Source organism: Mycolicibacterium parafortuitum, from assembly GCF_002086815.1.
Classification (GTDB): Bacteria; Actinomycetota; Actinomycetes; order Mycobacteriales; family Mycobacteriaceae; genus Mycobacterium; species Mycobacterium parafortuitum.
This window is the reverse complement of sequence record NZ_MVID01000029.1, coordinates 13,657-25,962: the sequence shown is the minus strand read 5'-3', so window position 1 is coordinate 25,962 and position 12,306 is coordinate 13,657. Positions and strand designations below refer to the sequence as shown.

Below are 12,306 nucleotides of genomic sequence, written 5' to 3'. Positions count from 1 at the left end.
GGCGGGCCCCACTGCATCAACGGTACCTGGTTCCGCCCCTATTCCTCACTTCTGCCGCTGCTGTCCCATCCGGCCGCGACCTCGGCGGCCAGTCCTTCCAGCTGGTTGGCCGCATCCTCGATCGCCGTGCGCACCGATCCGGCATGGTCGGTGACGGAATGCGCCGCCGCGATCCCGGCGCCGGCCAGCTCGGACGCGGAGAGTGTGACCTGGCCCGCGAGGACCAGGACCGGGATGCCGCGGGCCTGTGCGGCGGCGGCGAGCGCGCTGACGACCTTGCCGTGCAGGGACTGGTCGTCGAAGCGGCCCTCCCCGGTGATCACCAGGTCGGCGGCGGCGACGTCGCCTGAAAGCCCGGTGTGCTCGGCGACGATCGAGGCCCCCGATTCGCGGCGCCCGCCGAGCGCGAGCAGCGCCGCACCGATGCCGCCCGCCGCACCGGCTCCCGGCTGGTCGCTGACCCGGCGGCCCGCGGCGGCGTCGAGTTGGTCGGCCCAGGCGGTCAGCCGCTGTTCGAGGATCGTGACGGTGTCGGGGTCGGCGCCCTTCTGCGGCCCGAACACCGCCGCCGCGCCCATCGGGCCGAGCAGCGGGTGTTCGACGTCGCTGGCGGCGATCAGTTCGACGCCGTCGAGCAGCTCACGGGCCGCGCTCAGCCCGCCGAGCGCCTCCACCAGCGCCCGCCCGCCGTCGGTACAGCCGCTGCCGCCGAGCCCGACCACGATGCGGCCGGCTCCGGCGGCGCACGCCTCGGCGATGAGCTGCCCGACTCCCCTGCTGTGCGCCTCCAGCGCGGTGTGCACCGTCGGGGGTCCGTCGAGCAGCGCCAACCCGCAGGCCTGCGCACATTCCAGGTAGGCGGTGACCGGCGGATCGGGGTCGAGCACCCAGCGCGCTTCGACGTCGGCGTCGAGTGGACCGCTGACGGTCGACGTGCGGATCTCCCCGAGGCGCCCGGCGAGCACGTCGACGAATCCGGGTCCACCGTCGGACTGCGGAGCGCGCCGCACGTCGTCGCCGGGCCGCGAGGCGCACCAGCCCCGCGCGATCGCGTCGGCGGCCTGCACCGCGGTGAGGCTGTCGCCGAAGCAGTCGGGGGCGATGAGCACAGTTCTGGCGGGGGGCTCGCTGGCCGTCACCCCGGCAGACTAACCGGCGCGGATTGGGTCCGCTGGGTGCGAAAGAAGTAACCTGGGGCTGTGAAACTGCTGGGCCGCAAGAGTGACGACGCTGGAGATCCGGGCGATTCCGTTCCCGCCGAGGATGCCTCGAACGACGATGCGACCACTGGCGCAGGGGCGCCGCGCGCGGGTACCGCACCCAAGGGCAGGCCGACCCCGAAGCGCAATGAGGCGGCCCGCAGGCGCGGCCCGGTGGCCCCGGCCCCGATGACCACCGCCGAGGCCAGGAAGCGCCGCAAGGAGATGCGCGCGCAGCGTCCGAAGCTGTCGCGTCAGGAGCGCAAGGTGCAGCGCGCCGAGCGCCGCGCCGAGATGAACGAGCGCCGCGAGCGGATGATGGCCGGCGAGGACGCCTACCTGCTGCCCCGCGACCGCGGCCCGGTCCGCGCCTACGTGCGCGACATCGTGGACTCTCGGCGAAATCTGCTGGGCCTGTTCATGCCCGCGGCGCTGGCGATGATCTTCATCATGCTGGCGGTGCCGTCGGTGCAGGTGCAGGCGGCGGTGTCCCCGGCGATGCTGATCCTGGTGCTGATCATGGTGATCGACGGCTTCTTCCTGGGCCGCAAGGTCAACCGGATGGCCGACCAGAAGTTCCCGAACAACACCGAAACCGGTTGGAAGCTCGGCTTTTACGCCGCCAGCCGGGCTTCGCAGCTGCGCCGCATGCGTGCGCCGCGGCCGCGGGTCGAGCGCGGCTCCACCGTTGCGTGACACCGCAGGTGGGCTACTTTCCTGAGATTCCCGCACCCGATGCCGATGCCGCCGCCGCGGCGGCGCAGCGCCAGCTGCGGCTGACCAAGCCCGCCGGTGCGCTCGGCCGGCTCGAGGAACTGTCGATCTGGGTGTCCGCCTGCCAAGGGGTGTGCCCGCCACAGCAATTCGAGCGTGCCCGGGTCGTCGTGTTCGCCGGGGACCACGGGGTGGCCGGCGCCGGGGTGTCGGCGTATCCGCCCGAGGTGACCGCCGCGATGGTGGCCAACTTCGCCGCAGGCGGGGCCGCGGTGAACGTGCTCGCCGAGGTGGCCGGTGCCACCGTTCGCGTCGCCGACATGGCCGTCGACACCGACGAGCCGCTGTCCCCCGCGATCGGCGCCCACAAGATCCGCCGCTCCAGCGGCAACATCGCCGTCGAGGACGCGCTGACCCCCGGCGAGGTGGTGCAGGCGATCGACGCGGGCCGCGCGATCGCCGACGAGGAGGTCGACTCGGGCGCGGACCTGCTGATCGCCGGCGATATGGGTATCGGCAACACCACGCCGGCCACCACGTTGATCGCCGCACTGACCGATTCGGAGCCGGTGGCCGTGGTCGGCCGCGGCACCGGTATCGACGACGCGGGGTGGGCCCGCAAGACCGCGGCGATTCGCGACGCGCTCTACCGCACCCGCCGCCTGTCGGCGGATCCCATTGCACTGCTGAGGATCTGCGGCGGCGCCGACCTCGCGGCGATGACGGGTTTCTGCGCGCAGGCCGCCGTCCGCAAGACGCCGGTGCTGCTGGACGGGATGGTGGTCACCGCCGCCGCGCTGGCCGCCGACCGGTTGGCGCCGGGGGCCCGGCAGTGGTGGCGGGCCGGGCACCGCTCCACCGAGCCCGCGCACACCCTGGCGCTGCAGCGCCTGGAGCTGTCCCCGATCGTGGAGCTCGACATGCGCCTCGGTGAGGGATCCGGGGCGGTGGTCGCGCTGCCGGTGCTGCGCGCCGCGGTGGCCACCCTCGCGTCGATGGCGACGTTCGAGGAAGCCGGGATCGGCGAGGCCTAACACCCGTGTTCCGTTCGCTGGCAGGCGCTTTCGCGTTCGCGACGGTCCTTCCGGTACCTGCGCGCGCGAATGCGGTGATCGGGCGCGGCGCACTGACCGCGCTGCCGGTGGCCGGCGCGGCACTCGGCGGCCTCGCCGCGGCCGTGTGCTGGTTCGCCGGGTGGGCGTTCGGCGAGCACAGCCTCCTCGCCGGGGCGCTGACCGTCGCGGTGCTGCTGCTGGCCACCCGCGGGTTACACATCGACGGCCTGGCCGACACCACCGACGCGTTGGGTTGTTACGGGCCGCCGGAGCGTGCGCTGGCGGTGATGCGCGACGGCCGGGCCGGACCGTTCGGGGTGGCCGCGGTGGCGGTCACGGTGTTGGTGCAGTCCATCGCGTTCAGCCAGGCGGGCGCCGCGGCGGTGGCGGTCGCGGTGCTCACCGGCCGGGTCGCGGTGGTGGCCGCCTGCCGGCGCGGGGTCCCCGCGGCGGCCGGCAGCACCCTGGGCACGCTGGTCGCGGGCACCCAGCCCCGGTGGGTGGTGGGCGCGTGGCTGGTGGCAGTCGCCACCTTGGCGGCGCTGGTGGGTGATCGTCCGTGGCAGGGACCGCTGGCGGTGATCGTCGCCGTCGCGGTCGGCGCCGGACTGGTCGCGCACTGCGTGCGCCGATTCGGCGGGGTCACCGGCGATGTGTTCGGCGCAGCGCTGGAGGTCGCGACGACGGTGGCCGCGTTGGGGCTGGCGGTCCGTTAGGACAGCCGCGTCATCCAGCCATGGGTGTCGGCGAAGGTGCCGCGCTGGATCCCGGTCAGGGTGTCGCGCAGCGCCATGGTGATCTCGCCGGGTTCGCCGTCGGCGATGGTGAACTCGCCGTCCCCGTACTTCACGTGCGACACCGGGGTGATGACGGCGGCGGTACCGCACGCGAACACCTCGGTGATCTCCCCCGCGGCGGCCTTCTTCTGCCACTCGTCGACGTCGATCTTGCGCTCCTCGACGGCGAAACCGGCGTCAGTTGCCAACTGCAGCAACGAACTCCGGGTGATGCCCGGCAGCAGTGAACCGGACAGTTCCGGTGTCACCAGCCGCGCGGTGCCGCCGCTGCCGAGCACGAAGAACAGGTTCATCCCACCCATTTCCTCGATGTAGCGGCGTTCGATCGCGTCCAGCCAGACCACCTGATCGCAGCCGTGTGAGGCCGCCTCGGCCTGCGCCAGCAGCGACGCGGCGTAGTTGCCGCCGAACTTCGCGGCGCCTGTCCCACCCGGCGAGGCCCGCACGTATTCGTGGGACAGCCACACGCTGACCGGCTTGATGCCCCGCGGGAAGTACGCACCCGCGGGCGAGCCGATCACCAGGTAGCGGTAATGGTCGGCCGGGCGCACGCCGAGGCCGGGTTCGGTCGCGATCATGAAGGGCCGCAGGTACAGCGACTCTTCGCCGCCTGCCGGCGGCACCCACTTCTCGTCGACGGCGATCAGCTGGCGCAGCGATTCGAGGAACACCTCGTCGGGCAGCTCGGGCATCGCCAGCCGGCGCGCCGACGCGCGCAGCCGGGCCGCGTTGGCCTCGGGCCGGAACGACACGATCGAACCGTCGGCCCAGCGGTAGGCCTTCAGGCCCTCGAAGATCTCCTGCGCGTAGTGCAGCACGATCGCCGACGGGTCCAGCTCGATCGGCCCGTACGGAAGGACCTTCGCGTCGTGCCAGCCCTTGTCGGTGGTGTAGTCGATCGACACCATGTGATCGGTGTGGAACTTGCCGAAGCCGGGGTTGGCGAGGATGCCGTCCCGTACCTCGTCGCTCGCCGGATTCGCAGCGCGATCAACGGTGAACTCGAGGCCTTCAGTCATGCAGCCGATTGTATAACCGGAGCGCCAGCGGTTTTCCCGCGCACACCCCCGCAGTCGTCAGCGCGTGCGGGTGTCGACGAACGGCGGTTTGACCACTTCGCACTCGACCTGCCTGCCACGCACGTCGACGGCGACGCGGTCGCCGTCGGCGACGCCGGCCTCGGTGTCGATCAGCGCCAGCGCGATGCCGACTTTCAAAGTGGGAGAGAAGGTTCCGGAGGTGGTGACACCGACCGCGGTGTCGCCGGAGAGCACGGTCAACTCGGGGCGCAGCACTCCGCGCCCGACGGCGCGCAGGCCGCGCAGCGTGCGCCGCGGCCCGGCCTCCTTCTCGGCGAGCAGCGCGTCGCGGCCCCAGAACGCGTCCTTCTTCCATCCCACCGCCCATCCGCAGCGGGCCTGCAGTGGCGAGATGTCCAGCGAGAGTTCATGGCCGTGCAACGGATAGCCCATCTCGGTGCGCAGCGTGTCGCGGGCACCGAGCCCGGCCAGTTCGCCGCCGGCGGCCTTCACCGCGTCGACGAGCGCGTCGAACACGATGGCCGCCTCGTCCCACGTCGGCAGGAGTTCGTAGCCGTGCTCACCGGTGTAGCCGGTGCGGCACACGCGGACGTCGACGCCGTTGAACTGCGCATCGGTGTAGCCCATGTAGTCCATGTCGGTCGGCAGCCCGAGCGCGGCGAGCACGTCGGTCGACTTGGGTCCCTGCACTGCCAGGACGGCGCGGGAACGGTGCTCGTCGGTGATGGTCAGCCCCGCCGGGGCGCGTTCCTGAAGCGCGGCGACCACGGCGGCGGTGTTGGCGGCGTTGGGCACCAGGAAGATCTCGTCGTCGGAGACGTAGTAGGCGATCAGGTCGTCGATAACTCCGCCCGACTCGGTGCAGCACAGCGTGTACTGCGCCTTGCCGGGTCCGATGCGGCGCAGGTCGTTGGTGAACGCGGAGTTGACGTACTCGGCCGCACCGGGGCCTTTCACCAGTGCTTTTCCGAGGTGGCTGACGTCGAAGAGGCCGACGGTGGTGCGGGTTGCGGTGTGCTCGGCGACCGTGCCCGCGTAGGACACCGGCATCAGCCACCCCCCGAACTCGGCGAAGCTCGCGCCGAGCTCGCGGTGACGGTTCTCCAGGGGGCCGGCCAGCAGGTTGTCGCTCACGGCGAACCACACTAGTAGCCCAGTAGGGTGATTGTCCGTGAGCACTTCAGCCGGTTACCAATCCCCTGTCGTCACGGTCGCCACCGCGCTGCCCAGGCGCAAGGTCGCCTCGTCGGTCCTGATCGTGCCGGTGGTGAGTTCCGGAGACGACGACGGACGCGCCACCGTGGTGGCCAACCCGTTCCTCGACGCCGAGGCGGTCGGTGAGATCGAGGTCGCCCTCGAAGCGTTGGGCGCCAAGGGCGGCGGTGAGCAGGTGACCCGCATCGTGGTGCCCGCACTGCCGGTGAGCAGTGTGCTGGCCGTCGGGCTGGGCAAGGCCCGCGACGAGTGGCCGGCCGAGACGATCCGCCGTGCGGCCGGGGTCGCCGCGCGGTCGATCAACGGTGTCGAGAACGTCTTCACGACGCTGTCGGCGATCGATCTGGAGGCCACGATCGAGGGCCTGCTGCTCGGCGCCTACCGGTTCACCGAGTTCCGCAGCGGCAAGACCGCACCCAAGGACACCGGAATCCGCAAGGTCACCGCGCTGACGGCTGATACGAAGGCGGCGACCAAGGATTCGGCGGCGCACGCCGAGGCGGTCGCCGTCGCCGTCGCGACCGCCCGGGATTTCGTCAACACCCCGCCGAGCCACCTGTTCCCGGACGAATTCGCCAAGCGCGCAAAGGCTTTGGGCGAAGCAGCTGGGCTGTCGGTGCAGGTGTTGGACGAGAAGGCACTGGCCAAGGCCGGCTTCGGCGGGATCGTCGGCGTCGGCAAGGGCTCGTCGCGCCCACCACGGCTGGTCCGGTTGGAGCACCGCGGCGGCGGGCGCAAGGCCAAGAAGGTCGCGCTGGTCGGCAAGGGCATCACGTTCGACACCGGCGGCATCTCGATCAAGCCGGCCGCGAACATGCACCACATGACCTCCGACATGGGCGGGGCGGCCGCGGTCATCGCGACTGTGCTGCTCGCCGCGCGCCGGAATCTGCCGATCGACGTCGTGGCCTACGTGCCGATGGCCGAGAACATGCCGTCGGCGACCGCGCAGCGCCCCGGCGACGTGCTGACCCAGTACGGCGGCACCACGGTCGAGGTGCTCAACACCGACGCCGAGGGCCGGCTGATCCTGGCCGACGCGATCGTGCGGGCGTGCGAGGACGATCCCGACTACCTGATCGAGACCTCGACGTTGACCGGCGCGCAGACCGTCGCGCTGGGTGCGCGCACCCCGGGGGTGATGGGCAGCGACGAGTTCCGCGACCGGGTCGCCGGGATCTCGCAGTCGGTCGGCGAGAACGCGTGGGCGATGCCGCTGCCCGAGGAATTGAAGGACGACCTGAAGTCCACGGTCGCCGACCTGGCCAACGTCAGCGGGTCCCGCTATGCGGGCATGCTGGTCGCGGGCACCTACCTGCGGGAGTTCGTCGCCGACGGGGTCGAGTGGGCGCACATCGACGTCGCGGCGCCGGCGTACAACTCGGGCGGGCCGTGGGGTTACACCCCCAAGGGCGGCACCGGGGTGCCGACGCGGACGATGTTCGCGGTGCTGGAGGATATATCGGTCAACGGCTGATCACATGATGTTGCCGCCGCGAGCGCCGCTGCGCATCGCCTGCGGGAAGGCATGCGAGATGCCGTACACGAGGTAGGCCTCGGCGGTCACCGGCCGCACCGGCTTGTTGCTCTTCACCGCGGCGACGATCGCGTCGGCGACCGCCTCCGGCCCGACCCGCCGCACCGCGAATCCGCGGCGCGCGCGACGCCGGATGGTCTCGAGGTCCGCGCTGCGTGATTCGGGCAGCGAGAACCGGGTGGTTTCGACGATGTTGGTGCCGATCACCCCGGGGCAGATCGTGGTCAGGTTGATGCCGTGCGAATCTAGTTCTGCGCGAAGGCAATCCGAGAACATGAACACCGCGGCCTTGGATGTGCAGTACGCGTTCATCACGTTGACCGGCGTGTAGGACGCCATCGACGCGACGTTGACGATGTGCCCGCCGGTGCCGCGGTCGGCGAGGCGCCTGCCGAACGACCGGCACCCGTTGACGACGCCGCCGAAGTTGATGTCGATCACCCGGTCGAATTCCTCGGCGGGGGTGTCGAGGAAGAAGCCCGCATGGCCCACGCCCGCGTTGTTGACGACGATGTCGGGCACGCCGTGTTCGGCACAGACCTGCTCGGCGAAGGCTTCCACGGTCGCGGCGTCGGCGACGTCCACGGTGTAGTGGTATGCCTGCGAGCCCGTCGCGGACACCAGCCGGGCGGTTTCCTCCAGCCCGGCGGCGTCGACGTCGGCCAGGACGACGTCGGCGCCGTCGCGGGCGAACGCGAGCGCGGTGGCCCGGCCGATTCCGCTGCCCGCGCCGGTGATCGCGACGAGCGTGTCGCCGAACGTCTTTCGGGACCTGCCCACCTCGGCGCGCCTCAGTTCACGCGCGGCCGGGGCGCCGTCGAGGTGGTCGACGAGCTGGGTCAGCGCCCGCGCCAGCACCGCCGGATGCGATGTCGGGAGGTCGCGGCCCGCCTTGACGTCACGGCGCCACACCCGTGTCGCCGACGCGGCCATGTCGTCGTAGACCCCAGCGCTCACGTACGGGTCCGCGGTCGCGACGATCAGCTGGACGGGGACGTCGACCGGCCGGGATGTTCCGGCGCCGCGCAGGTTGGTCCGCGCGGTCTTGTCGGTGACCGTGCGGGGTGCGGTGACCGCCAGCCGGGCGAGCTGGCCGAGGCCGCCGGCGAAGCGGCGCGGGTGCAGCGGCTGGGTCAGCGCGCTGCGCAGGTAACCGGAGACGTGTTCGGGGCTCGGCCCGGCGACCGAGGTCAGCGACGCGATGCGCTCCCCCGCGCCGGGTCGGGTGAGGTACTGCCAGACGCCGGCCGACCCCCAGCCGTGGGCGAGGACGTGGACGGGCGCGCCGTCGGTGACGGTGTCGAGGACGGCGGCGAAGTCGTCGGCGTAGCGGCTGCCGCGCTCGCTGTCGTACCGCACCAGGTGGAACCGGTCGGCGAGCAGCGGCACCACCGCGTCCCACACCCGGGAGGTGTCCGGCTGTCCCTGCACCAGGACGACGGTCGGGCCTGCCGGGTCGCCTTCTTCGAAGATCCGCTGCGTGCTCACGAGCGGACAGTACCCAAGCGGTTAGCGGTCGAGTTCCTCACGGGCGGCGCGCTTACGCTCGATACGCCTGCGGGCGTCGAAGTCGCGCATCCGCTGCGGATAGCCGACCTTCTGGACGTCGTAGACCGGGATCTGCAGCCGTTCCGACAACCGGCGCGCACCGGAGTCGCCGCCGGCTCGGCGTCGGGTCCATTCGCCGTCGGCGGCGACGAGCACGACGGTCAGGTCCGTGACCGTCGTCTTGGGCTCGACGAACGCCTCCACCCCGTGATGGTCGGCGACCCACTGGGCCAGATAACGAAGATCGGCCTCGGGGTCGCGGGCTGTCGTCGCGCCTCTGGACCGCCGGCCGCGAAGCCTGTCGAACAGTCCCACCTGGGCTTGCTCCTTCCGGGGACCCCCTTGCCGTGCCGCCATTTCGATAGTGCCAGAGGACGTGCGAGATGACTCAGTACGGCCGTCCGCGGCGAAACGTCTCAGCCGACGTGACAGGATGGGACACGACACATCAGATCCTCGACTGACCGTGCAAGGGAGCCACGAGACTATGGCAATCTCCGTCCAGATGCCCGCACTCGGCGAGAGCGTGACCGAGGGGACAGTCACCCGCTGGCTGAAGCAAGAGGGAGACACCGTCGAGGAGGACGAGCCACTGCTGGAAGTGTCGACCGACAAGGTCGACACGGAGATCCCGTCCCCCGCCTCAGGCGTGCTGAAGAAGATCGTCGCCCAGGAGGACGACACCGTCGAGGTCGGTGGAGAGCTCGCCGTGATCGGCGACGCCGACGACAGCGATGGCGGTGACGACGAGGCCGACGAGCCCGAGGCCGAAGAGTCCGAAGACGAGCCGGAGCCGGAGGCTGAGGCTGAGGCTGATGAGCCGGAGGCTGAAGAGCCCGAAGACGAGTCCGAGCCAGAACCGGCGCCGAAGAAGTCCTCCGGCGGATCGGGGTCGTCGGGTTCGGCGACGCCGGTGCTGATGCCGGAGCTCGGCGAGTCGGTCACCGAGGGCACCGTCACCCGTTGGTTGAAGAAGGTCGGCGACAGCATCGAGGTGGACGAGCCGCTCGTCGAGGTCTCCACCGACAAGGTCGACACGGAGATCCCGTCCCCGGTCGCGGGCACGCTGCTGTCCATCACCGCCGAGGAGGACGACACCGTCGAGGTCGGTGGCGAGCTCGCCAAGATCGGTGACGCCGACGCCGCAGAATCCTCCGAGCCCGAACCGGAACCCGAGCCCGAACCGGAACCCGAGCCCGAGCCCGAACCGGAGCCGGAGCCCGAGCCCGAGCCGAAGCAGACCAAGCCGGCGGCCCGTCCGTCGGAGGAGTCCGAGGCCAAGCCGGAACCGAAGCCGGAACCCAAGGCGGCCGAGTCCTCGGGCGATAGCCCGTACGTCACTCCCCTGGTCCGCAAGCTGGCCGCGGAGAACAACGTCGATCTGGCGTCGGTCAAGGGCACCGGTGTCGGCGGACGGATCCGCAAGCAGGACGTGCTGGCCGCCGCCGAAGCCGCCAAGGCGCCGAAGGACGCCCCGAAGGCCCAACCGGCCGCCGAGGCTCCGGCCAAGGCCGCCCCGGCGCCGGCCCCGGAGGGTGCATTGGCCCATCTGCGCGGAACGACGCAGAAGGCCAACCGGATTCGCCAGATCACGGCGAAGAAGACCCGCGAATCACTGCAGACCACGGCGCAGCTGACCCAGGTGCACGAGGTCGACATGACCAAGATCGTGGCTTTGCGCGCCAAGGCGAAGGCGCAGTTCGCCGAGCGCGAAGGCGTCAACCTGACCTACCTGCCGTTCATCGCCAGGGCGGTCATCGACGCGCTCAAGCTGCACCCGAACGTCAACGCCAGCTACAACGAAGAGTCCAAGGAGATCACCTACTACGACGCCGAGCACCTCGGCATCGCGGTCGACACCGATCAGGGCCTGCTGTCGCCGGTGATCCACAACGCCGGTGACCTGTCGCTGGGCGGGCTGGCCCGGGCGATCTCCGACATCGCCGCACGCGCCCGGTCGGGCAACCTCAAGCCCGACGAGCTCTCCGGCGGCACGTTCACGATCACCAACATCGGCAGCCAGGGCGCGCTGTTCGACACCCCGATCCTGGTGCCGCCGCAGGCGGCGATGCTGGGCACCGGTGCGATCGTGAAGCGGCCGCGGGTGATCGTCGACGAGTTCGGCAACGAGTCGATCGGTGTGCGGTCGGTGTCCTACCTGCCGCTGACCTACGACCACCGCCTCATCGACGGCGCCGACGCGGGCCGGTTCGTCACCACGATCAAGCGGCGTCTCGAAGAAGGGGCGTTCGAGGCCGACCTGGGGCTGTAGACCGCAGTGTCGATGCCGTCGGATTCGGTCGTCGCGATCGCCGGATCATCCGGGCTGATCGGCACCGCGCTGGTGTACGCGCTGCGCGCTACCGATCGCCGGGTGATCCGGATCGTGCGGCGGGCGCCGTCGAACTCCGACGAGGTGTTCTGGAATCCGGACACCGGCGAGTTCGACGCGGCCGCCCTGGACGGGGTGGACGCCGTGGTGAACCTGTGCGGCGTCAACGTCGGGCAGAAGCGGTGGTCGGGCGCGTTCAAACAGAGCCTGCGCGACAGCCGCATCGGCCCGACGGAGGTGCTGGCCAACGCGGTCGCCGAGGCCGGTGTCCCGGTGTTGATCAACGCCAGCGCGGTCGGCTTCTACGGTGACACCGGGTCCGCTCCCGTGGACGAGACCGCCCGGCCGGGACACAACTTCCTGGCGAGACTGGCCATCGACTGGGAGGCCGCGACGACGGCGGCCTCCGACGCCGGGGCGCGGGTGGTGTTGGCGCGTACAGGTCTGGTGATGGCGCCGTCGGGCGGGATGTTGAGCCGGCTGCGGCCGCTGTTCTCGCTGGGCCTGGGCGCCCGACTCGGCAACGGGCGCCAGTACCTGTCGTGGATCAGCCTGGAGGATCAGGTGCGCGCGCTGCTGTTCGCGATCTCGCACGACGACCTGTCGGGCCCGGTCAACGTGACCGGGCCGGCGCCGGTCACGAACGCCGAATTCACCGCGGCGCTGGGGCGTTCGCTGAACCGGCCGACTCCGCTGGTGGTTCCCGGGTTCGCGCTGCGCACCATTCTGGGCGAGTTCGCCGACGAGGGTGTGCTGGGCGGACAGCGGGCGATCCCGGCGGCACTGGAGCGGGCCGGTTTCCAGTTCCACCACCACACGATCGGCGAGGCGCTGGCGTTCGCCACCGCGGCCCACGGTGAGTAGCGTCG

The 12,306-nt window shown here is 71.1% G+C and carries 11 protein-coding genes; 6 read left to right on the top strand and 5 right to left on the bottom strand.

Going from position 1 to position 12,306, the window contains the following annotated elements:
• Window positions 1-38 precede the first annotated feature (38 nt).
• Entirely contained in the window at window positions 39-1,139 is a 1,101-nt protein-coding gene (locus BST38_RS24125; RefSeq protein WP_083146018.1) for a glycerate kinase family protein, read from the bottom strand.
• Between the two features lie 60 nt (window positions 1,140-1,199).
• Between BST38_RS24125 and BST38_RS24120 the strand changes: the two genes are divergently transcribed.
• From BST38_RS24120 to BST38_RS24110, 3 genes are read left to right on the top strand one after another with little or no spacing between them, the layout of a single operon-like run.
• Window positions 1,200-1,895: a DUF3043 domain-containing protein gene (locus tag BST38_RS24120; protein WP_083146017.1), complete on the top strand. Its 696-nt coding sequence runs from the start codon at window positions 1,200-1,202 to the stop codon at window positions 1,893-1,895.
• Window positions 1,892-2,947, top strand: coding sequence for a nicotinate-nucleotide--dimethylbenzimidazole phosphoribosyltransferase (gene cobT, locus BST38_RS24115; protein WP_237160901.1), 1,056 nt, complete (start codon window positions 1,892-1,894; stop codon window positions 2,945-2,947). Before BST38_RS24120 ends, cobT begins: the two co-directional genes overlap by 4 nt.
• A 5-nt stretch (window positions 2,948-2,952) precedes the next feature.
• Entirely contained in the window at window positions 2,953-3,684 is a 732-nt protein-coding gene (locus tag BST38_RS24110) for an adenosylcobinamide-GDP ribazoletransferase (protein ID WP_083146016.1), read from the top strand.
• Here the strand turns inward: BST38_RS24110 and BST38_RS24105 are convergent.
• Both BST38_RS24105 and gcvT read right to left on the bottom strand, forming a co-directional pair.
• Entirely contained in the window at window positions 3,681-4,784 is a 1,104-nt protein-coding gene (locus BST38_RS24105; RefSeq protein ID WP_083146015.1) for a branched-chain amino acid aminotransferase, read from the bottom strand. The genes BST38_RS24110 and BST38_RS24105 overlap by 4 nt on opposite strands.
• Window positions 4,785-4,841: 57 nt before the next feature.
• Complete coding sequence (gene gcvT / locus BST38_RS24100; RefSeq protein ID WP_110781918.1) at window positions 4,842-5,939, bottom strand: glycine cleavage system aminomethyltransferase GcvT; 1,098 nt, start codon at window positions 5,937-5,939, stop codon at window positions 4,842-4,844.
• Between the two features lie 37 nt (window positions 5,940-5,976).
• Between gcvT and BST38_RS24095 the strand changes: the two genes are divergently transcribed.
• On the top strand, window positions 5,977-7,497 hold the full coding sequence (locus BST38_RS24095; RefSeq protein WP_083146013.1) for a leucyl aminopeptidase: 1,521 nt from the start codon (window positions 5,977-5,979) through the stop codon (window positions 7,495-7,497).
• On the opposite strand, the gene BST38_RS24090 is transcribed toward BST38_RS24095, so the two are convergent.
• Together BST38_RS24090 and BST38_RS24085 are read right to left on the bottom strand one after the other, a co-directional pair.
• Window positions 7,498-9,045 carry an SDR family oxidoreductase gene (locus BST38_RS24090; RefSeq protein ID WP_083146012.1) on the bottom strand — a complete coding sequence of 516 codons (1,548 nt, stop codon included), beginning with the start codon at window positions 9,043-9,045 and terminating at the stop codon, window positions 7,498-7,500.
• 21 nt (window positions 9,046-9,066) lie between these two features.
• The gene (locus BST38_RS24085) at window positions 9,067-9,420 is read right to left on the bottom strand and encodes an oxidoreductase (protein WP_083146075.1); all 354 of its coding nucleotides are present in this window, start codon (window positions 9,418-9,420) and stop codon (window positions 9,067-9,069) included.
• A 172-nt stretch (window positions 9,421-9,592) separates the two neighbouring features.
• Here BST38_RS24085 and sucB point away from each other — a divergent pair, with 172 nt between their 5' ends.
• Both sucB and BST38_RS24075 read left to right on the top strand, forming a co-directional pair.
• The gene (sucB, locus tag BST38_RS24080; RefSeq protein WP_083146011.1) at window positions 9,593-11,377 is read left to right on the top strand and encodes a 2-oxoglutarate dehydrogenase, E2 component, dihydrolipoamide succinyltransferase; all 1,785 of its coding nucleotides are present in this window, start codon (window positions 9,593-9,595) and stop codon (window positions 11,375-11,377) included.
• A 12-nt stretch (window positions 11,378-11,389) separates the two neighbouring features.
• A complete protein-coding gene (locus BST38_RS24075; protein WP_083146074.1) occupies window positions 11,390-12,301 on the top strand; it encodes a TIGR01777 family oxidoreductase in 912 nt (303 codons plus the stop codon).
• Window positions 12,302-12,306: the final 5 nt, after the last annotated feature.